Genomic DNA, 21,430 nt, shown 5'->3' on the forward strand with positions numbered 1-21,430 from the left:
CGCACCCGACAAGGGCGGCCGGACCGGGGGACGCATCCATGCTCACCGTCCTGACCTGCGCGGACATCGTGCTGGAGGCGGGAGTTGAGCTATGTCCCGAGGAAGGCGGGGGGCCCGCCGCCTCTGCCTTCGGGCACAGCCGGGGCGGGGCCGCCTCCGCCTTCGGGCAGAGGCCGGCGCAGGGCCGCCGTCAGGAGGCCAGGCCCGTCCGGTGGGCGAGGAGGGCCGCCTGCACCCGGCTCGCCGAGCCGGTCTTCTCCAGGATCGCGCCCACGTGCGTCTTCACCGTGCCGATCCCGATGCCGAGCCGTCCGGCGATGTCCTGGTTCGACAGACCCTCGCCCAGCATCGAGAGGACCTCTCGTTCCCGTGCGGTGAGCCGCGCGATCCGCTCGTCCGCGGGCGCCGGTGCGGACCCGGAGCCGTCGCGGCCGCCACCGCGCAGCATCCGGGCGATCACCGACCCCGTCACGCCCGGGGAGAGCACGGAGTCGCCCGCGGCGGCCGCGCGTACCGCGGCGATGAGCTCCTGCGGGCCCTCGTCCTTCAGGAGGAAGCCCGCGGCGCCCTCGCGCAGCGCCGTCAGGACGTTGTCCTCGTCGCCGAAGGTCGTCAGCATCACCACGCGCGGCGCGGGATCGAGGGCGAGCAGCGGTGCGATCGCGGCCAGACCGTCGCACACCGGCATCCGGATGTCGACCAGCGCCACGTCGGGCAGGTGGGCGGCGGCCAGTGCGACGGCCTGCCGTCCGTCGGCGGCCTCGGCGACGACGTCGATGTCACCCGCGTGCCGCAGGATCAGGCGGACGCCGTGCCGGATCATCGTCTCGTCGTCGGCGAGCAGGACACGGACGGGCCGGAGGGGCCGAGCGGGCTGGGCGGGCCCGGTGGGTCCGGTGGGCGGGACGGGCTCGGTCACGGGATCTCCCAGGGAGTGGAGTCCCGGACGGCCGGGACGTCGAACCGGTCGACGGCGATCAGCCGCTGCGCCGCGTCGAAGCAGTAGCGGGCGATGAGCAGGCCGCCGGGGTGCCGCTCCGTGGCGCCGTTGAAGGGGTAGAGGCAGCCCGCCGCACCGGCCGGACGCGGCGGCTCGTGGCCGGTGGCAGCGGCCCGTACGGCGCCGTTGTCATGAACGCCGAGCGCCGACACCTCCCCGTATGTCATGCCGACGCGCGGCAGCGGGGCGGGCCCGGTGCGGCCGGACGGCTGGGCGGCGTACACGAAGGCGATCCCGACGACCATGAGCGCGGACAGCGCGGCCAGCCCCAGGCCGAGCGTCAGGAACGCAGCGGTCCCGCGCCCGTCGGGCCCGGCCGCGGGCGGTCCGGCCGCGGGCGGTCCGGTGACGGGCGCTTCGAGGGTGGACGGTGGCCGGGAGGCGTCTGGCGCGGATGCGGTGCGCCCGGAGGCGGGGCCGCCCGCGGGCTCGGCCGGCAGGGCCGCCGCCACCCGGAAACCGCCGGACGGCAGCGCGGCGGCTTCGAACGTCCCGCCGAGCAGTTCGACCCGCTCGCGCAGTCCGGTCAGGCCGCGCCCGGTGCCTGCTTCCGCCACGGGCGCCGGCGGCCCGGGGCGCGCCCCGTTGCGCACACCGACCCGCACCTGCCCGCCGCCGTGCCGGACCGCCACGGTGACGTGCGCGTCCGGCGCGTAGCGGTGCACGTTCGTCAGGCCCTCCCGTACGACGCGGTGCACCGCCCGCCGGACCGGTGCGGGGCGGGCGTCGAGGTCCGGTCCCGTCCAGTCGAGCCGTACCGCGATCCCCCCGTCGCGCGACTGTGCGACCAGCGCCTCGATGTCGGTGCGCGTGCCGGTGGCGTCGGTGAGCGGATCGGGCCCGGTGTCGCGGCCGAGCGGCCCGAGCACGCCGAGGGCCTGGCGCAGCTCGCGCATGGCGTCGCGGGTGGTGCGCCGCACCAGGACGGCTTCCTCGCGCAGCTCCGGCGCGGCCCGTTCCAGAGCCAGTTCCAGCCCTCCGGCGTGCAGCGACACCAGGCTGAGCCGGTGGCCCACCAGGTCGTGCATCTCGGCGGCGATACGGGACCGCTCGTGGATGCGGGCCTCGCTGTCGGCCAGCCGGCGGGCCCGTTCGGCCGCGTCACCGCGCTCGCGCAGCGCCCGTACCAGGCGGCCCTGCTGCCCCTGCGCCGTGCCCACCAGGCCCGGGACGACCACGGCGGTCGGCGCGAGGGCCAGGCCGAGCGCCAGCCCGTACGCCGCCGACCCGGGGCCGAGCCACGGCCCGGCCGCCGTCGCGCAGACCACCAGGAGGAGCCCGGCGCAGGCCAGCAGCCGGGCCCGCAGCCGCGGCCGGGCCGTCCGGCGGGCCACGCAGTAGGCGGCCGCGGCCGTCACCGGCCCGACGGCCGGCACCGCTCCGGCCAGCGCGGCGAGCGCCGTGAGCAGCACGGCCCCGGGCAGTCGCCGGCGTAGCGCGAAGAGCCCGGTGCCCACGGCGAGGACCGCGAGCTGGAGGGACGGGTGGGGCAGGAACCCGAGGCGGCCGACGACCGCGTACACGCCCAGGCCGAGCAGGCCGGCGAGGCCCGCACCGGCCGTCCGCGCGACCGGGCGGCCGCGGGCAGGGTGCGGCGAAAGGCTGATGGGTCCCACGCCGACCAGTATCGATGCCGGATTCCGCGCCGGCATGGGCCGCGCGGACGATCCGCCCCTCTGCCGAAGGGCAGAGGGGTGGGGGACGGGGGGGAGCGGACGGGGACGGCGCCCGATCAGAAGGGGACGGCGACGTCCGGCCCGACGATCCCGAACAGCGCGCCCTCCGGGTCCCTCAGGGTGATCTCGTGCGGGCCGGGACCGGCGTCCGCCACCGAGACGGTGCTGCCGCCCAGGGAGGTCGCCGCCTTCACCGCGGTCTCCGGGTCGGGCACCCGGAAGTGGACGTGCCAGTGCGGCCGCAGGTGCGGGTCGGGTGCCTGGGCGAGCGTTCCGCCGTGCAGGCGGGCCACCGTGCGGCCCGCGTGGCGGAGCAGGATGCGGTTGTCCTCCTCCACGTAGGCGACCTCGCAGCACCCGGTGTGGGCACCGGCCCATTCCAGGACCTCGCCGTAGAAGATCGCGGCGTCGAAGGCGTTCCTGGTGCGCAGTTCGAGCCAGGCGGGCGCGGCCTCCCCGCCCATGCCCCAGTCGGGGATGGCGTCGCCCTGCCAGATCCCGAAGACCGCGCCGTCGAGGTCGGCGGCGAGCGCCGCGCGTCCCGTACCGAAGGCGAGGGGGCCGACGGCGACGGTCCCGCTGCGTTCGAGGATGCGCGAGGCGGTGACGTCGGCGTCGTCGACGGCGAAGTACGGGGTCCAGGTGACGGGGACCGTGACACCGGCGGGCACCGAACCGAGTCCGGCCACCGGGATCCCGTCACTGAACCCGACGGCGAAGCCCTCGCCGAGCCGGTCGCCGCCGAACCGCCAGCCGAGGACGGCGCTGTAGAAGGCCTGTGCGGCACCGACGTCGCGGGCCATGAGGCTGACCCAGCAGGGTGCGCCGAATGTTTCGTGACTCGATGTCGACACGCCTGTCATCCCCATCCGCCGGTGCGGCCCCCGGATGCCCCTCCCACGGTACTCGCGGGAGCTCCCGGGAAACGTCGGCCAACATCCTCGTGGTGCCACTGCCGCCGCCCACGCCGACACGGCGACCGGCACCCCACCCGGCGGAACGCCTCCCGTACGCCGCCGGTCGGCCGGTCGCTCGTGCTGCCCGCCTGCCCACCTGCCCGCCTGCCCCGCGTCACGGGTCGGGGCGGATGAGCAGCAGGGCGATGTCGTCGTGGTTGCGGGCGGGGTGCCCGGCGTGGCGCAGGAGGTTCTGGGCGAGGTCGTCGAGGTGGTGGACCGGGGTCCGGGCGAGCTGTCGGGCGAGGGCTTCGGTGGTGTCGTCGATGTCGGTGCCGGGGACCTCCACGAGCCCGTCGGTGTACAGCAGGAGCACGGCGCCGGGCGGGAGCGGGATGTCGGTGGTGGGGTAGTCGGCGTCGGGGTCGATGCCCAGCAGGAGTCCGGGGTCCAGGTTCAGGACTTCGGTGTGTCCGTCGGGGTGGCGCAGCAGCGGTGAGGGGTGTCCGGCGGTGGCGAGCCGGGCGCGCTGGTGGGCGAGGTCGAGTCGGACGACCAGGCAGCTGGTGAACAGTCCCGCGTCGAGGTCGGTCAGGAGGCGGTTGGTGCGGGCGAGGAGTTCTCCGGGTGAGGCGCCGGCGGCGGCGTGGGCGTGGACGGCGGTGCGGACCTGCCCCATCAGCGCGGCGGCGGCGGTGTTGTGGCCCTGGACGTCGCCGATCGCCGCCGTGGTGGCGGTGGGCGTGTGGATCAGGTCGTAGAAGTCGCCGCCGATGTCCATGCCGTGGCGGGCGGACTGGTAGCGGGCGGCGACGCCGAGGCCGGGGACCCGGGGCAGCGCGGGGGGAAGCAGGCCGGTCTGCAGGGTGTGGGCGAGGGTGTGCTGGGCGTCGTACAGGCGGGCGCGGTCCAGGGCCTGGGCGATCAGTCCGGCGAGGGAGGCGAGGAGGGCGCGTTCGGCCGGCGGGAAGGGGCGGGGCTGGTCATAGGAGAGCACGAGGCATCCGGTGTTGCGGCCGGAGGCGGTCAGCGGCAGGAAGGCCCATGCGTTCCTGGCGTCGTGGCGGGGTGCGCCGGGGTAGGCGCGCCGGAAGTCGGCGAAGTCCGGGAAGAAGAGCGGCTCGCCCGTGGCCCGCGCGTACGCCGTCGGGGTACGGGAGTCCAGGGGCGTGCCGTCGAGGCGGTCGACGAACTCCGTGCTGTAGCCGCGCCGGCCGATGACGTGCAGGCGGCCGTCCTCGACGACCATGAGGACCAGGCCCTGCGGGCCGAAGGCGGGCACGATCTGGTCGGCGGCCGCGTCGGTCACGTCACTGACGCTGGCGGCCTCGGCGAGGGCAGCCGCCAGGTGGGTGAGGTGGTACAGCCCGAGGGCGCCGAGCGACTCGTCGGACGGCGGGGCCGGTGAGGCGGCCGTCCGCCGCGGGGCGGGTGTGATGTGGACGCTGATGCCGCTGTCGTCGGGGTAGAGCTGGAAGAGCAGGGGCCGGTCCGGGGGGCGCACCGCGGTGAACGAGGTGGGCCGGCGGGTGACCACCGCCGCGCGGTAGCTCTCCTCGCTGACCGGTACGTGCAGCCACGGCACTGCTTCCCACGGCCGGAGCCCCCTGAGGGAGGCGGCATCGGCGCCCACCAGATCGGCGCCCGCGGAGTTGAGGAAGGTGAGCCGGCCCTCCAGGTCCAGTGCGCAGCAGCCGAGGGGCAGGCGTTCGGTGAACCCGAGTGCGGCCGCGGCCCGGTCGGGGTCGGCCGCCTCGGGCGGTGCCGGAAGGTAGCGGGGTTCCTCGGGAGGCAGCAGCGGGTCCCCCTGGGCGGCGGCCCGCTCCAGGACGAGTGCCGTGCGCCGGCAGCACGCGGTGACGGTCGCGCGCAGGCGGCTGCTCAGGTGCGGAGGCTGTTCGACGGGCCACACCAGCGCGAGGCCGCCCCACGCCCGAGTGCCGCTGAGGAAGGGAACCGCGGCGAGCGCGAAGTCGTAGGGGAGGACGATGCCCAGTTGCGGGTAACGGCGCGCCACCTGCTCGCCGCTCTCCAGCCAGATCGGCCGGCGTTGGCGCATGGCGTCCGTGACCGGGGTGGCCGCGTCGACCGAGGAGCGGGACCACGGCGCGGCGATCTGCCGGGACACACCGGACAGCAGGGTGAGCCACAGCAGCCGGCCGCCGGGCGGCAGGAGGTACAGCAGGCCGGCCGATGCGCCGGTCTCGCGCACCACGTCGGCCATGAGGGCTTCCACCTGCTCCATACCGGCGCCGGGTCCTGGGGCACGGAACGACGATCGCATCATCACCACCCGGTTCTCACGGTGACCGGTCCGCGCACGCGAGGCGGGGAGCCTCCTCCGCCTCCTCCGTGCCGACGTCCGGCCCCGCTGCGCACGGGCCCCGGCCGACGCCTGTGGCCCGCTTCGTCGGTTTCGTCCCGCTCACCGACCGCCCCGCGGCCTTCCGTGCCCGGACCGACCGCCACCGCGGCGGCGCCATAGGTGATGAATCCGCATGATTCCGCCCATATGAACACAGTACGCACGCGTACGCGGGGTGGCAGCTTGCGGACGCGCGGCGTCCCCCGTCGGCGCGGGCGGCCCCGTCCCGCCTCCGGAGGGTCGCCCCGCTCGCATGTGGATAACGGTTCGGTAACGCCGCGGGAGGGGGTGGAGCGGAGCGCATCGGTCCAGTTGAACGCCTCGCGAGAAGAAGGTTGAGGAAGCACATGGACGACGGCGGATGGGACCGTGCTGGTCCGGCGCCGGAGGGCGGGCCCCCGGACCGGGTGATCGCCCCCGATCGCCCGCGCGCCGGATCCTCGGCCCCAGTGCGGCCGAGGCTCTCTGCGAGACCGCCCCGCGCGGGGCGGGGCCGACGGCGTTCGGCCGAACGGCGGCGGAACCGCACCGCACCCGCCGTCACACCCCCTTCGGCGCCCTCGGAACATCGCGGACGCCCCACCCATGGAACGTACGTCTATTCTCGTCGGACGACGCCTGCCGGAGCTCTGGATTCCGGTAGGGCGCAACGGAATCGAGCTGCCGCCGAGCCTCCTGCGCGGGGCTGCCGCCCGGTCCTCCCGGAGCACCACGCACTGCGCCGTCCGGCCCGATTTCAGGAGCACCAATGACTGAGTACGCGGGGCTGTCCGTCGCCGAGCGGTCGGACGAGGAACTGGCGGAGTCGATACGCGGCGGTGCGGAGGAACGGGCGATGGCGGAGCTGTACGCCCGCCATCGGTCCGCCGTGCTGGCGTACGCGCGCACCTGCTGCCGCGACGCGCACACCGCCGAGGACCTTGCGGCCGAGGCGTTCGCGAAGACGCTGGAGGCGGTGCGGTCGGGCGGGGGGCCGACGGGGCCCTGGCGGCCGTATCTGCTGACCGTCGTCCGGCGTACGGCCATGGCCTGGGCCGACACGGCCCGTCGGGCCGAGCTGACCGAGGACGTCGAACGCTGGGAGCAGGCCGTACCGCACACCGGGGGCGGTGAGGAGTTCGCCCTGCGCGGTGAGGAGGACGACCTGGTCCTGCGCGGCTTCCGCGCGCTGCCCGAACGCTGGCAGGCCGTGCTGTGGCACACGCTGGTGGAGGAGGAGAGCGCCCAGCGGGTCGGCGCCATGATGGGCCTGAGCGCCAGTGGCGTGTGGTCCCTTGCGGAGCGGGCCCGGGAGGGGCTGCGCGAGGCCTACCTCTCGGAGCACGCCCACGGCCCCCGGGCATCGCACGAATGCCGCCGTCACAGCCCCTTGATGGCCGCGGCGGTGCGCCGGGGCCGACGCACCGCCGGGCGACGACTGGACCGCCACCTGGGCGACTGCGGTTCCTGCCGCAAGGCGTTCCACGACCTGACGGAGATCAACTCCCGGCTGCGCGTGGTGCTGCCCGGCGCCGTGCTGCTGTGGGGCGCCGAGAAGTACCTCTCCTCGTACGCCGTCACGGCCGCCGCCGCGGGAGGTGCGGGCGCGGCCGCCGGTGGCTCGGGCGCGGCTGCCGGTGGCTCGGGCGCGGCCGCCGGACTCCCCGCCGCGAAGCTCGTCGCCGTTTCACTGGCGGCCGCGACGGCGATCGGCGCCCTGGCCTACGTCGTCGTCCCGGAAGGGGCCGACACCAGGAGGGCCGCTCCGCCGGTCGTCCGCGAGACGTCCGGGCCGTCGCTGCCAACGAGGACGGCGGGACCCGCCGCCACTCCCGAGGCCACCCGCAGCCCCGCCCCCGGCTCCTCCCCCTCGGCCGTGCCGAGCATCCCCCTCGCGCGGACCGCACAGGCCGCCGCCGCCGTCGTCGCGCCCGCCGGCCCCGGCGAACGCACCCGGCTGCGGATCGACGCGACGGGGATGTGCATGGAGATCCCGGGGGGCAGCGGGCAGGCGGGAGTACAGCCGCGGGAGGCGGCGTGCACGGGCGCCGCGTACCAGGAGTGGGACGTGATCGCGCAGGAGAAGCGCCGTCGGGTGATGCTGCGCAACGGGGGCACCGGCATGTGCCTGACCCACACCGGCAGCACCGCGAGCGGCGCGCCGGTGCGGCAGGCCCTCTGCGACGCCACCAACCCGCTGCAGGTCTGGAGCATCAACCGGCACGACGACAAGGGCACCGCGGGCATCTTCACCAGCGACAACATGTACCTCGGCCTCAAGCAGTGGGCTCCCGCCGCCCGGGGGGAGGCGCACGACCCGCTGATCGCGACGAGTCCCCACTACTACCTCTCGCCGTCCCTGCACTTCCGTACCGACTGGTGAACCCGCCGGACGGCGGCTCCGCCGGTCCTCCCGCGCCCCGGCAGGCGCACCGCGCGCCGGACTCCCACGGGTAAAGAATCCGCAAAGCGCCGGGAGGTCCGGCGGCACGCGCCGCTCTCTGCTCGTGAGGAGCAACGGTCCAACGGAGTGCGGAGCATCATGGGACTCAGCCTGAATCGGCTTGCCGGAGCGGTGGCCGTGTCGGCGACGCTGTTCGCGGGCACGAGTGCGGTGGCCCTGCCGACCGCCGCGGACGGCGTGCGGGAGAACGGCGTCCTGCGCGGGTCGGCCGGACCCGCGTCCGCCGCCACCGGATCCCTCACCCGGGCCGGCGCGGGACACGGCGGGCCCGGCTCTCCGCAGGACGGGACATCGCGCGCCGCGGACGCCCGCACCGCGGACGCCCGCACCGCAGACGCCCGCACCGCAGACGCCCGCGGCGCGGACGGCGCGCGCCCGGCCGCCGACGACGCCGGCGCCACCGCCACCGTGCTGAGCACGGCAGTCGCCGCCTCCTCCCTGCTCCTCCTCTGCTTCTTCCTGCTGCGGGGCGGCCGCCACCGGCGCACCGGCCGCTGACCCCCTAGATCCGGCCGTGCCGGGCCGCCCCGCGCGGAGCCGGATCCGGCCCCAGGCCGGCTTCCGGGCCGGTGGCACGCCGTGCGGCCCGCCCAGAACGACGGCCGCACGTTCGGCGAGGCCCGTCCGAAGGGCCTCCGAGAAGAGGATGTACGCACGTGTCCCCGTCGACCTGCCCACGCTGCGGCGCCACCCGAGCGACCCGGGGCACGGACTGTCCCTGCCCCGGAAGCGGGGCGACCGCGCCCGGCGACCGCGAACCGTTCGCCCGCACCTGGGTGCGCCCCTACGTCGGCGCGGCGCAACACGGGCCCCCGGCCGCTGCCGAGGACCGGCACGGGACCGAACCGGATCCGGCCGGGGCGCACGGTGACGCCCCGGGACGCGTGCTGGGGATCATGCAGCCGTACGTGTCCTTGCGGCCGGAGCACGGTCCGCCGCGGGAACACCGCGCCGCCGGCACGCTCCCGCCGCACCCCGGCGCGGCGGTGTCCGCGCTCCACCCGCCGGCCGGTTCCGCGTCCTCAGCGGGGCAGGGCACTCCCCCCGCCCCCGATGGTCCGTACCCGCTCGGGGACGACACCCTCATCCTGACCCCGGTCGGTCCCCACCCGCTCGGGGACGACACCCTCATCCTGACCCCGGTCGGCCCGCGCCCCCTCACCGGCGCGGCCGCCGCACCCGGGGACGTGCCGGGGCCGCGCCGGACCCGTGGCAGGCGGCCGGCGTCGCACCGGCGTGCCGGCAGGCGCCGGTCGGCCGGGGCGGTGGGTCTGATGGCCGTGATGGCCGTGATGGCGGCGGTGGTCGGCGCGGCGATGCTCGGCGGCCCACAGGTGGATCCGCGCGCCACCGCGCAACGGGTGGAGTCGGAGCCGACGTCCGTCCCGCTGCCCGCCGTCGATCCCACGACCGCGCCGTCCCCCGGCGGTCCAGCGACCCCGGCCGCCGAGGGCACGGAGGGCGCCGCCGGTCCCCCCGATGCCGCGAAGCAGCCGTCCGGGCGCCCCGGCGTCACCCCGCCCAGACCCGCGGCCACCCCGCAGCAGGGCCCCGCCCCCCGGTGCGTCACACCGCACCTTCCCGGAGCGCCGTGCCCGTCCGCCGGCCGGCCCGAGACTCCGTCGCCCAGCCGACGGCCCCCCGACCTGTGCTGCGGTGCGAGCGGTCCCGAGGTCGCCGAGCTGCAGTACCGGCTACGGGTGCTCGGCCTGTACGAAGGCCGTCTGAACGGCGCCTACAACCAGCGGCTGACCGACGCGGTCGCCGCCTACCAGAGCAGCCGCCGCCTCACCGGAGATCCGCGCGGCTCGTACGGGCCGGAGACCCGGGCCGCCCTCCAGCGGGAGGTGCCCGGCGTCGATGCCCGGTGACCACCCGCGGGGCCGCGGCGCAGCGGAGCAGCTCAGATCGGCAGTTCCAGCCACACGGTCTTTCCGCGGCCACTGGGCGAGGTACCCCACGCGCTCGCCAGACTCTCCACGATGAGCAGGCCGCGTCCGTGCTCGGCCCGGGCGTTCCCCTCGCCGGACACGGAGACCGGCGACGGGACGGGCGGAGTGACGTCGGAGTCGCGCACCTCCAGCCGGATGTGGTCCGGGCCCTCGCGCAGGCGCAGGTCGACATGGCTGTCGGCATGGATCAGCGCATTGGTCACCACCTCCGAGGCCATGAGCTCCAGCGCGTCCGCGACGTCCCCGTGGCCCCAGTCGTGCAGGCTCTCGCGGACGAACCTCCGTGCGGCCCGGACACCTGGAAGGTCGTGCCGGCGGACCTCCATGCGGGCGAACCGGTACCGGTGGCGCGACAGTGCGCCCTCGTAGCGTGCCAGGAGCAGGGCGATGTCGTCGCGGCGCTCCGGCGGCGCGGGCAGGGCGGCGACCAGCCGGTCCGCGAGGCCTTCCAGGTTGTGTTCGGTGGCGGGAGGCCCGGCCGCCAGCAGTTCCCGGACCCGGGGCATCAGGTCGGCGTCCCGGGCACTGGTGAGGCCGTCGGTGTAGAGCAGGAGCAGAGTGCCCGGTTCGAGAAGGAATTCGACGCTCCGGTACGCCACGCCGGAGTGGACCCCCAAGGGCACGTCGACGGGCACGTCCGGGGTGTCGAGGCTGCCGTCGGGACGCCGCAGGAGCGGTGGGGGATGGCCGGCCGAGGCGACCTCGGCCGTTCCCTGCGCGGCGTCCACCCGGACGAGGCAGCATGTCGCCAGCAGGTCGGTCTCCAGCGCGGCGAGCAGGTCCCCGGTCCGGCTGAGCACCGCTGCCGGGCCGTGCTCCTCGCGGGCGTAGGCGAGCATCGCGCTGCGCAGCTGTCCCATCAGCATCGCGCTCTCCACCTTGTGGCCCTCGACGTCGCCGACGATCAGGCAGATCCGGCTGTCCGGCAGGGCGATGACGTCGTACCAGTCGCCGCCGATCCCGGAGGCCGAGGCGGCCGGCAGGTATCGCGCGGTCGTGACGATGTCCGGCAGGTCGCCCAGGATGCGCGGGAGCAGCCATTTCTGGACGCTCTCGGCGATGGCGTGCTTCTTCTCCCCGAGCCGGACGCGCTCCAGGGCTTGGGCGAGCAGGCTCGCCATCATCATCGCCGTCGCCTGTTCCTCCGGCGTGAAGTGGCGCTCGGCCGGGAAGCCGAGGGCGCACACCCCCACCGGGGTGTCGCCTGCGCGCAGGGGAAGGAAGGCCCAGGCGCGGCAGCCGTCGTCGGGCGCGTCGGGATAGGCGGCGAGGAGTTCGGCGCGGTCGGAGAAGAGCCGAAGGTCCCTGCCGCGCAGCGTGTCCGCGTAGGGGGACGGCGCCTCGGCGGAGGCTCCGTGGACCGAGCGGAGGGAGCCGGCGGCGGTGCCGTGGTGAGCCGTGACCCAGAGCCGTCCGCCTCCGAACCCGGTGATGACGAGGGACCCGGCCCGATAGGGCGCCATGATGCCGGTCCGGGCCACGTCGGCCACGGCATCCATGTCCGCGGCCTTGTTGAGCGCTTCGGACAGCTTGTGCAGCTGGTACATGAGGGTGGTCTCGTACGAACCGGGGATCCCGGGCAGTCCCCAGCCGCCCGACGGCTCGCCGTCGCTCGGCGGCGGAACGGAATCGACGGAGAAGACCACCGGGCGATCCGGGGGGTCCGGCGGACCGCCGCCTGCCGTGCCCGCCGTCAGACGGGCGGCCAGCCGGTCGCCGATGGCGCGGAGCTTGCGGCGCTGCGGAATGCTCAGGGTGCCGTCACGAGTGGGGAGCCGCACGACGGTCAGGGCGCCGAACCGGTGGCCGCCGCCCGACAGCGGGGTGGACATCACCGAATAGGGGAAGGGGACCAGCCGCGCGAGCCCCGGGTCGTCGGGCCTTGTCTCGGGCTCTCCGATGACCACGACCGTGCCGGTCCGCCACGCCCTCGCCGAGGCGTAGGGAGCGTCGACCGGGATCTGCTCGGGCATGGTGAAGATCACCGGAGGGGAGCCGCCGATCAGGGTGGCCCGCAGTCGGCGACGGCCCCGGTCCAGCAGGTAGACGATGCCGGTGACGGCGTCCAGCTCGACGAGCGCGTCGCGGATCGCCTGGCTCATCGGCCTCCCGTACGACGCCGCGCCGCCTGGGGCGGCAGACGGCCGAACGCCCTCGGGAACGGCCTCCCGGTCGGCAGCTGACATGGTGCTGATCTCCGCTCACCGGCACACCGGTACGGGCGCGGAACCGACGGGAACGTGGCTGTTCCGCGCGTCGACGATGATGCGCCCGTGCGGCGCACCGCCTCCCCGTCCATGATGCGCCGGACCGGCTCGGCAGGCGGCCCGCCGGCGCCCTGCCCGCCCGGAGGCGAGGGCCGGGCCCGCGCGCACCCTGCCGCAGGGCGATCATGCTCCTCCGGGTCCTGGCAGGCCCGAACGGGCCGCGGAAGCCCTCCCGGCCTGCGCAGGGACGGGGGCGATGACCGCCCTCCTCGTCGTCGGTCATACGGGTGACCACGACGAAGCGCGGAAGGCCCCGCCATGACCGACCTGCTCACCGCGCACCGCCGCGTCCCGCCGCGTCCCGTCCGCCGCTCCCGCATCGCGCCCCGCCGCACGATGGTCCGTGGCCGGGGGAGTGCCGGCGGGACCCCGCCCTGGCCGGCCCCGGGCGCCGGGGCGGGGTCCCGCGAGGGCGGCGCGGGCTTCTCCGTGCGGGTCAGCCGAGGCGGACCGTGATCTCGGGGAGGGGGATGTCGGACAGGTTGAGCCGGAACCCGACCACGGTCAGGTACGTCTGCGAGTCGGTCAGGGCGGAGGTGGTGGACGGCGCCAGGGTCTTCCCGCGCGTGCTCACCAGCAGGGACCAGCTCCCGCGCCGGTAGCTGCGGGACAGGTCGGGGCGGTCGCCGTTCGGGTTCGGCGTCCAGCCCTGCCGTTCCAGGTCGGCGCAGATCGCGTTCATCTCCGACACCGCGGAGGTCCGTTCGCGGACGGCCGTCCAGCCGGTCCTGTCCGAGTCGGCGCCGGTCGGGCCGAGCGGCCGGCCCTGCGCGGGGTCGAGGCCCGCCGCGCCGATCGCGGTCTGAATCGCCTCGTCCACGGCGTCCCGTGGCAGGGGCGGCGACGCGGACTCCGGCGTGGGCGCCGACGCGGACGGCGACGGCGCGGGCGCCCCCAGGCGGATGCGCCCGGTGTCGTCCCTCCGGATGAGGTCCGGAAAGGCCGCGGCGGCCAGACTCCCGATCAGGGCCACGGCCAGCCCGATCCACACCCTCTTCAACAGCGCGTTCAACGCCATCCCCCCCCGAGTGATCGTTGAGAGGAGTCTCACACATGCCGCCCGGCCCGGCGCCCGGAGGCCACGAGGGGCCGAAGTGCCCGGCCGTCAGGCCGGTCCGCCGTCGCCCACGGGCTGCGCCGGGCCCGGCGCCCGGTACGCGGCGAGGAAGGTGCGGACGCCGGCCGTCGCGTAGAGGTCGAGGTCGGCCTCCGTGTGCCGGGCGCCACCGTGGAACATGGCCTGGTTCACGGGGATCCACAGCAGCAGTCCGGCGAAGTGGTGGGCGGCCAGCACGGGGTCGTCGGTCCTGAGCGCCCCCTGGCCGGTCAGGCGCTCGAAGGTGGCCGCCAGGGTGGCCAGGACCCGCTCGAACCCGTGCTCGTACCAGGCGGCTCCCAGCGCGGGGAAGGTGTCGGCGTTGGCGATGATCAGCCGACGCAGCTGGATGACCCCGGGCTGGGTGAGGGTCGTCAGGAATCGGCGGGCGAGGCGGGTCAGGTTCTCGTCCAGGGTTTCGGCGTCGGCGGGTACGTCGGCCACGAGGTCGATCATGCCGTCGATGCGGTCGGTGGTGGCCATGACGATCTCGGCGAAGAGCTTTTCCTTGTCCGCGAAGTGCTTGTAGACGGTCTGCTTGGAGACCGCCGCCAGTTTCGCGATGTCGTCCATGCTCGTCCCCGAGTACCCCTTGTCCAGGAACACGGTGGTTGCGGCATCCAGGATCGCCTGGTGCTTGCGTGCCGAACGGCCGTCCATCTTCGACTCCCTCTCCACTCCGTATCCCCGCCTCCGAAGAGTACTGGACTGACCAGTACTCGTTTCGGTACTGTACCGTCTAGTTCCAAACGGCGCGGCCCTCCGGCCGTGCCGCCTACGCATGGGGGTTCACATGGGCAAGGTCACCTCGGCCGATGGCACGGCCATCGCGTTCGAGCAGCAGGGTTCGGGTCCTGCAGTGGTGCTCGTCGGGGGCGCGTTCATGACGCGGCACGAGTCGGCGGAGCTCGCCGGTCTCCTCGCCGAGCACTTCACGGTGATCACGTACGACCGCCGCGGGCGCGGCGACAGCGGCGACGGCCCGGCGTACGACGTGCAGCGGGAGGTAGAGGATCTGGACGCGCTGATCGGGCACGCCGGCGGCGAGGCCATGCTCTTCGGCATGTCCTCCGGCGCCGTACTGGCGCTGGAGGCCGCCGCCCGGGGCAGCGCCGTGACCCGGCTGGCCCTGTACGAGCCGCCCTTCATCACCGACGACAGTCGTCCGCCGCTGCCCGCCGACTACATCGCCCGGCTGGAGGAGCTGCTGGAACAGGGGGCGTACGGCGATGCGGCGGCGTACTTCCTGACCGCGGCCGCGGGTGTGCCCGCCGAGGCCGTCGCCGGCATGCGGCAGGCCCCGTTCTGGCCCGGCATGGAGGCCAACGCCCGGACCCTGCCGCACGACGGCCGGATCATGGGCGAGACCATGTCCGGCCGTCCCCTGCCCGCCGACCGCTGGCAGTCCGTGACGGTTCCCGTTCTCGTCGGCAGCGGCGACGCCGGCCCGCCGCACATGCTCACCGGCGCGCGGGAACTCGCCGCGCTCAAGGACAACTTCACCCTCCGGGTCTTCCCCGGCGAGGAGCACGCCATCGACCCCAAGCACCTCGCCCCGGTCCTGACCGGCTTCTTCAGCTTCGGGGAGCAGGCGTGAGCAAGGTCTTCGCCAGCCTGGGCATGTCCCTGGACGGCTTCATCGCCGGTCCCGGCTCCGGCCCCGACAACCCGCTCGGGGACGGCGGAATGCGCATCCACGAATGGGTCTTCGGCGTAGAGAGCTGGCGGGCCCGGCAGAACGCCGAGGGCGGGCAGACCGATCAGGACGACGCCATCGTCCGGGCGAACTTCGACCGGGCCGGCGCCTACATCATGGGCCGGCGGATGTTCGCCGAAGGGGAGGTCGGCTGGTCCGACCCGCCGCCCTTCCGCGCCCCCGTCTTCGTCCTCACCCACACCCCGCGGGAACCGTGGGTGCGGCAGGGCGGCACCACCTTCACCTTCGTGACGGAAGGGATCGGCAGCGCGCTGGAGCGGGCTCGCAGGGCCGCGGGGGGCAAGGACGTCCAGATCTCCGGCGGTGCCGACACCGTACGGCAGTTCATCGACGCCGGACTCCTGGACGAACTCCAGATCCATCTCGCACCCCTCGTCCTCGGCGCGGGCGTCCGGCTCTTCGACGGGATGTCGGCGGCCCTCGGCCTCGAACCCGCCGGGGTGGTCGACTCACCGCGGGTCACCCACCTCACGTACCGGTTCGCAGCGTCCTGACGATCCGGGTCCGTGAGGTCCGGGCAGCAGTCCCGGCGTCACGGCCGACCGTCCGCGGGGTGCTTCTCCCCCTCGGACGGCCGTCGCCGCGGGGCGGGTTCGCGACCGCCTGGCAGCCTCCGTCCGGCCGCGGTCGAGGCGCAGGGCGGCACCTCCGTCGATCTGTGACTCACGTCACATGCGATTCCTGTCAGCAATCCGGGTGCTGTTCCGCTCAAGCCGGCGACAGCACGCGAAACCGACCGACAGGAGCAGCACATGAAGCACCGCATCGCCGTCCTCGGAGCCGGCTACGCAGGGGCCTACGTCGCCGGGACCCTGGCCCGTCGGCTGTCCCCGGCGGACACCGAGATCACCGTGGTCAACGCCGAGCCGGACTTCGTCCAGCGGCTGCGGCTGCACCAGCTCGCGGCCGGCCAGCAGATCGAGGCCCCGCAGCTCGCCGACGTGTTCGCGGGTACGGGGATACGCCTGCGCCCGGCCCGGATCACCGGCATCGACCCGGAGCGCCGGGTCGTCGCCGTGGCCGACGCCGACGGGGGCGGTGAGGTCGGCTACGACACGCTCGTCTACGCGCTGGGCAGCCACGTCGCCGACCACGGCGTCCCCGGTGTGGCCGAGCACGCCTTCCACGTCACCAGCCGTCCGGCGGCGTTGCGCCTGCGCGAACGCCTGGACAGCCTGGACAGCCCGGGCAGGCGGGACGAAGGCGGGAGGGTGGTGGTCATCGGCGACGGGCTGACCGGCATCGAGACCGCCACCGAGATCGCCGAATCCAGGCCCGGGCTGTCGGTGGCGCTGGTTGCCCGTGGAGAGCTGGGAGCCGCGCTCTCCGCCGGGGCCCGCGGCCACCTGCGGCAGGCCTGCGACCGACTGGGCATCACCGTCCTGGAGCACACCGACGTCCGCGCCGTCGAGGCGAAGTGGGTGCTGTGCGCCGACGGCAGCACGCTGGCGTCCGACGCGACCGTGTGGACGGCCGGGTTCGCGGTCGGCCTCATCGCCGCCGAGGCCGGCCTCGACGTCACCGAGGACGGCCGGGTCGTCGTCGACCGCACCATGCGCTCGGTGTCGCACCCGCACGTGTACGCCGTCGGCGACAGCGCCTACGCCCTCGGCGACAACGGTCGGCCGCTGCCGATGTCCTGCGCCTCGGCCGGCTACACCGGCATGCAGGCCACGGTCGCGATCGTGGGGCGGCTGACCGGCCGCAAGATTCCGAACGTCAAGCTGGAGTACCACGGCAACCACATCAGCCTCGGGCGGCGGGACGGGATCCTGCAGATGGTCGACGGCGAAGCGCAGGCGAAGCCGAAGTACCTGGGCGGCCGGAAGGCCGCGCGGATCAAGGCGGGCATCCTCAGGATGTCGCTGTGGACCACCTCGCACCCGACCTTCGGCCTGCCCAAGCGCAAGCGTCACCTGGCAGCCGTACCGGACAAGTCCATCGAGAAGGCAGCCGCGTAGCCGCCCTCGACAGCCCCGCCGTTCGCTTCGACACCGGCGGGTTCGAGGCCGACGGCGGATCACTCCGTCCGTGTGGCTTCCGGGCGTGGTGGCGTTCGGCCTCGGCATCCCGGCACCGGGCCGGGCGGCCGCGGCCCCCGTCACCACGCGAAGAAGACTGTCTCTACGAGGAGGAAGCATGGGTAGTCCCGTCCCCCGCGCGGCCGACACACGGCCGTCGTCCTGGCCGACCGTGGCCAGAACAGTCGTCCTGCTCACGGCGATCGTCAGTGTGCTGCTCACCACCTTCGCCTGGCCGTCGGTACGGTCGCACGCGCACGACGTGCCGATAGCCGTCGCCGGACCGGCCGCGGCGGTCGAGCAGCTCAGCACCGCCCTGGACCGACGCCTGCCGGACGGCTTCGCGATCCGAGAGGTCGCCGACACCGCGGCCGCCGAACGGTTGATCCGCGACCGGGAGGTGTACGGCGCGATCGATGCCACCTCCGGCACCCCGCACGTCATCACGGCCTCTGCCGCCAGCACGGCGCTCGCCCAGACCCTGCAGGGCGTCGCGGCGGGGCTCGGCCAGGCGCAGGCTCAGGGCGCCCCCAAGACGCCCCCCGTCCGCGACCTCGTCCCCATGCCGTCCGGCGACCCGCGCGGTGCCGGCCTGGCCGCCGGAGCCCTGCCCCTGGTCATGGGCAGTCTCCTCGCCGCACTGCTGCTGACCAGGCTCGTCCGCGGCACTGCCCGCCAGGCCGTCGGGGCGGTCTCCTTCGCGATCACCGGCGGCCTGGCGGTGGCAGCGATCCTGCAGTTCTGGCTCGGCTCGCTGGGCGGCTCCTACGCCGCCAACACCGCGGCGATCGCCCTGACCATGGCGGCCACATCGCTGAGCATCATCGGGCTGGGGGCCCTGCTCGGGTTCGCGGGCTTCGGCCTCGGAGCCGCCACCATGATGCTCATCGGCAATCCCCTGTCGGGTACCCCGACCGCTCCCGAGATGCTGCCCGGCCGGTCCGGCGCGCTCGGCCAACTGCTCCCGCCCGGGGCGGGTGGCCAACTGCTGCGCTCCACGGCCTTCTTCGACGGTCGCGGCTCCGCCCACTGCGTCCTCGTGCTCACGGCCTGGCTCGGATTCGGTGTCGCGCTGTGTCTGACCGGCGGGCTGCGCCCGCGCCGGCGTCGTCTGGCCGCCGGGCCGGATGCCCCGGCCGAGAACGCGGTCGCGCAGCCGGGTGGTCGGTAACTAGGCTGATTCGCGTGGACAGCGCCGCCATCGACCGCTTCGACACCAGTCGGTTCGAGGCCAGCCGCAATCGGCTGGCCTCGCTGGCGTACCGGCTGCTGGGCTCGGCCGCCGACGCCGAGGACGCCGTGCAGGATACGTTCCTGCACTGGCAGGCCGCCGACCGGCAGCTCATCAGGGTGCCGGAAGCATGGCTGACCAAGGTCGCCACCAACCTGTGCCTCGACCGGCTCCGCTCGGCACAGGCCCGCCGCGAACGCACCGTCGGCGCCTGGCTGCCCGAACCCCTCCTGGACGGCGACCCGATGCTCGGCCCGGCCGACACCTTCGAGCAGCGCGAGTCGGTCTCCCTGGCCATGCTGACCCTCATGGAGCGCCTCTCACCGCACGAGCGGGCCGTCTACCTCCTGCGGGAGGCGTTCTCCTACCGCCACGCCGAGATCGCCGAGATCCTCGACATCACCGAGTCCGCAAGCCAGCAGCACCTCCACCGCGCCCGGCACCGCATCACCACCGCGCGCCGCGGCGGAGGCGAACTCGACCCGGCATCCGCCCGCAGGATCGTCGAGGAGTTCCTCGCCGCCGCTTCCTCGGGCCGTACCGAACAGCTGGTGGCGCTGCTCACCGATGACGCGACCGCGATCTCCGACGGCGCGGGCCTGACCGAGAAGCTGATGCGGTACGACACTCCGCAGCGCATCGCCGCCATCGCGCGGGCCGGCTTCACCTCGACACCCGCGAAACAGCGGCTTGCCGGAGGGGTCTCCGCCGTCCACTACGCGCTCGTCAACGGGGCCCCCGCCATCCTCTTCGTGCCCGGAGACAAGGTCGTCGGTGCCGTCACGTTCGACATCACGGGCGGCAGGATCGCAACGGTGCGCGGCATCGCCGCGCCCTCCCGGCTCGTCCGCCTCACCGCAGCCTGGCGGCAGCACGAACCGGACGCGCCGCTCATCACCGAGTGGTGACGCGAGCGGATGCGGGCTGCCGCGTGCCCGCCTTCGTGCTGCCGGCGTCCTCGGTGCCGACGCCGGACCTCCCGGCGGCCTGCTGGTGGGGCTGATCGCGACCGCCCTCGGGGGTCGCGCTCTGGCGAGCTCGCGGTCGACCGGCTGAGTGCACCGGACCAGGCGCCCCCTGCTCCGCGGTCGCGTGGCGCCGGCGAAGTGGGTGGTGGCCGGGTCGCTGGCGAGAACGGGGCCGCCGTATCGTGAGGAAGGGTCTCGTCCCGGTAGCGTCGGGACGAGACCCTTCCGGGTCGGACGATCTCAGGCGTCGCGCCGTTGGAATGCCGTCACCGCTGCCGCTGTCTTCGCCGCGATCAAGGCGAGGAACACCATTCCGCCCACGAACGGGCCCAGTTGGGCGCTGCTGTCCAGCAGGGTGGTGCTGGTGTCCGCGGCGCTGGTCATGGCGCCGCCCGCGGTGAAGGGCAGGAATGCGCCGGCACGTTCCAGCACCGGTTGGCCGGAGTTCGTCAGAACCGCGCGGAGCATCGGCTCCACCACGAAGGGGACGGCCAACAGGGTGAGCAGGGCCGCCGTCTGGGAACGGATGAGCGCGCCCAGCGCGACGCCCGCCAGGCCCCAGCCCACGATCAGCAGCACCTGGCCGACATGGACGCGCACCAGGAGCGCTGCGGAGACCCCGTCCATGGAGTCGCCCGCCAGCAGTGGCACGGCTACGGCCCACGCCGCGGCAAGGTTGGCCAGAGCCAGCAGCCCGCTGAAGGCGGCGATCGACGCGGCTTTGGCGCCGAAGGCCACCGTGCGGCGCGGAGTCAGGGCGAGCGTTGTGCGGATCGTGCCGTACCGGTACTCGTGGCCCATGGCGAAGACCCCGAGCGTTCCGGCGATCACCGGTGTCAGCGGAGACTTCGTCAGCATGATCACGAGGAGCTCGGAGACCGGTACCGGATGCCCTTGATCCGCTGACATGTCCTTGATCAGGCTGCCGAAGGCCAGGGCCAGCAGGGCGGTGACGACCAGCGTGGCGGCGGCCGTCCACCAGGTGCTGCGCAGGGTCCTCAGCCGCCACCACTCGTAAGCGAGAGCTGTCGTCATGCCGTCACCATGTCCCCGACGACCTGCCCGGCGTCGTAGTCGGTCTGTTCTGCCGAGGCGCGCAGATACGCGGCCTCCAGCGTGGAGGTACGGGCGATCAGCTCGTACACGAGGATGCGGTGATCCAGAGCGATCTCGGCGATGCGGCGCTGGGACAGCCCGCGTACGACGACGAGTTCGGCCTCCCGCTCCAGCACCGTGCCGCCCGCCTCCGCCATGGCCCGGGCCAGCCCGTCCGCGTCGGCGGTGCGCGTGAGGACGGCATCGAGCTCGAAGGAGTGGATGAACTCGGTCAGCGGCAGGTCGGCGATGAGCCGCCCCCGGCCGATGAGGGGCGCGTAGAGGACGATGGAGCCCAGCGCTTCCTGGAATCCCACGGCATGGGCCGCCGATCCGAAGGTGGCACCGATGTACGCCGCCATCAGACCGAGGGCCACGACGGTGGACCCCGCTGTCAGCACTCCGGAGAACATCAGCATCGCGGCTCCCACATTGCGGAGCACGATGGGCCCGAACGAGTCGGCGAAGGCGGTGTCGGCCGCCTGGCCGTCGGTGCTCACCCAGGCGTCGCCTCCGCCCGCCGGGTCCATGCTGGTGTAGCCCAGAACGATTCCGGTGCATATTCCCAGATGGGAAGAGTTCAGGCCGGTTGCGTTGGGGATTACGACCGGTAATGCGTGCCGGACGTGAGCACGGTTCGCGCGGAGGGGAGGGCGGCTGTGCGGGCCGCCGGAGTGCGCGCCGTACGCCGTCGTCGGCCGTG

The 21,430-nt window shown here is 74.4% G+C and carries 17 protein-coding genes; 8 read left to right on the plus strand and 9 right to left on the minus strand.

The features are described 5' to 3' along the window. Positions 1-190: 190 nt before the first annotated feature. From R4Z63_RS16520 to R4Z63_RS16535, 4 genes are all read right to left on the minus strand, one after another. Entirely contained in the window at positions 191-823 is a 633-nt protein-coding gene (locus R4Z63_RS16520; RefSeq protein WP_384452614.1) for a response regulator, read from the minus strand. 92 nt (positions 824-915) lie between these two features. Next, entirely contained in the window at positions 916-2,616 is a 1,701-nt protein-coding gene (locus R4Z63_RS16525) for a sensor histidine kinase (protein WP_384452565.1), read from the minus strand. A 116-nt stretch (positions 2,617-2,732) separates the two neighbouring features. Continuing rightward, a complete protein-coding gene (locus tag R4Z63_RS16530) occupies positions 2,733-3,479 on the minus strand; it encodes a VOC family protein (RefSeq protein WP_037920686.1) in 747 nt (248 codons plus the stop codon). A gap of 268 nt (positions 3,480-3,747) precedes the next feature. Then, positions 3,748-5,817 carry a SpoIIE family protein phosphatase gene (locus tag R4Z63_RS16535; protein WP_384452562.1) on the minus strand — a complete coding sequence of 690 codons (2,070 nt, stop codon included), beginning with the start codon at positions 5,815-5,817 and terminating at the stop codon, positions 3,748-3,750. A gap of 868 nt (positions 5,818-6,685) precedes the next feature. Between R4Z63_RS16535 and R4Z63_RS16540 the strand changes: the two genes are divergently transcribed. From R4Z63_RS16540 to R4Z63_RS16550, 3 genes are all read left to right on the plus strand, one after another. Then, complete coding sequence (locus R4Z63_RS16540) at positions 6,686-8,299, plus strand: sigma-70 family RNA polymerase sigma factor (RefSeq protein ID WP_384452559.1); 1,614 nt, start codon at positions 6,686-6,688, stop codon at positions 8,297-8,299. Between the two features lie 159 nt (positions 8,300-8,458). Next, the gene (locus R4Z63_RS16545) at positions 8,459-8,878 is read left to right on the plus strand and encodes a hypothetical protein (RefSeq protein ID WP_384452556.1); all 420 of its coding nucleotides are present in this window, start codon (positions 8,459-8,461) and stop codon (positions 8,876-8,878) included. A gap of 158 nt (positions 8,879-9,036) precedes the next feature. Further along, a complete protein-coding gene (locus tag R4Z63_RS16550; RefSeq protein WP_384452553.1) occupies positions 9,037-10,251 on the plus strand; it encodes a peptidoglycan-binding domain-containing protein in 1,215 nt (404 codons plus the stop codon). A gap of 32 nt (positions 10,252-10,283) precedes the next feature. Here R4Z63_RS16550 and R4Z63_RS16555 read toward each other — a convergent pair whose 3' ends face one another. The 3 genes from R4Z63_RS16555 to R4Z63_RS16565 all read right to left on the minus strand — a co-directional run bounded on the left by R4Z63_RS16555 (position 10,284) and on the right by R4Z63_RS16565 (position 14,355). Beyond that, positions 10,284-12,434, minus strand: coding sequence for an ATP-binding SpoIIE family protein phosphatase (locus R4Z63_RS16555; RefSeq protein ID WP_384452550.1), 2,151 nt, complete (start codon positions 12,432-12,434; stop codon positions 10,284-10,286). Between the two features lie 601 nt (positions 12,435-13,035). Continuing rightward, entirely contained in the window at positions 13,036-13,611 is a 576-nt protein-coding gene (locus R4Z63_RS16560) for a hypothetical protein (RefSeq protein ID WP_491522557.1), read from the minus strand. Positions 13,612-13,704: 93 nt separating this feature from the next. Continuing rightward, complete coding sequence (locus R4Z63_RS16565; RefSeq protein WP_384452545.1) at positions 13,705-14,355, minus strand: TetR/AcrR family transcriptional regulator; 651 nt, start codon at positions 14,353-14,355, stop codon at positions 13,705-13,707. A 133-nt stretch (positions 14,356-14,488) separates the two neighbouring features. On the opposite strand from R4Z63_RS16565, the gene R4Z63_RS16570 reads away from it, so the two are divergent. The 5 genes from R4Z63_RS16570 (at position 14,489) to R4Z63_RS16590 (ending at position 19,572) form a co-directional block, all read left to right on the plus strand. After that, positions 14,489-15,292, plus strand: a complete 804-nt coding sequence (locus R4Z63_RS16570) for an alpha/beta fold hydrolase (protein ID WP_384452542.1) — start codon at positions 14,489-14,491, stop codon at positions 15,290-15,292. Continuing rightward, positions 15,289-15,906, plus strand: coding sequence for a dihydrofolate reductase family protein (locus R4Z63_RS16575; protein ID WP_384452539.1), 618 nt, complete (start codon positions 15,289-15,291; stop codon positions 15,904-15,906). The genes R4Z63_RS16570 and R4Z63_RS16575 overlap by 4 nt, the downstream gene beginning before the upstream one ends. 258 nt (positions 15,907-16,164) lie before the next feature. Continuing rightward, positions 16,165-17,373: an NAD(P)/FAD-dependent oxidoreductase gene (locus R4Z63_RS16580; protein ID WP_384452536.1), complete on the plus strand. Its 1,209-nt coding sequence runs from the start codon at positions 16,165-16,167 to the stop codon at positions 17,371-17,373. A gap of 178 nt (positions 17,374-17,551) precedes the next feature. Beyond that, positions 17,552-18,604, plus strand: coding sequence for an ABC transporter permease (locus R4Z63_RS16585; protein ID WP_384452533.1), 1,053 nt, complete (start codon positions 17,552-17,554; stop codon positions 18,602-18,604). A gap of 14 nt (positions 18,605-18,618) precedes the next feature. After that, positions 18,619-19,572, plus strand: a complete 954-nt coding sequence (locus tag R4Z63_RS16590; protein ID WP_384452530.1) for a sigma-70 family RNA polymerase sigma factor — start codon at positions 18,619-18,621, stop codon at positions 19,570-19,572. Positions 19,573-19,872: 300 nt separating this feature from the next. Here R4Z63_RS16590 and R4Z63_RS16595 read toward each other — a convergent pair whose 3' ends face one another. Continuing rightward, positions 19,873-20,667: a hypothetical protein gene (locus tag R4Z63_RS16595; RefSeq protein WP_384452527.1), complete on the minus strand. Its 795-nt coding sequence runs from the start codon at positions 20,665-20,667 to the stop codon at positions 19,873-19,875. Continuing rightward, on the minus strand, positions 20,664-21,227 hold the full coding sequence (locus R4Z63_RS16600) for a DUF8746 domain-containing protein (RefSeq protein ID WP_384452524.1): 564 nt from the start codon (positions 21,225-21,227) through the stop codon (positions 20,664-20,666). Before R4Z63_RS16600 ends, R4Z63_RS16595 begins: the two co-directional genes overlap by 4 nt. Positions 21,228-21,430 lie beyond the last annotated feature (203 nt).

The sequence above is a fragment of the Streptomyces sp. PL-29 genome (assembly GCF_058344425.1).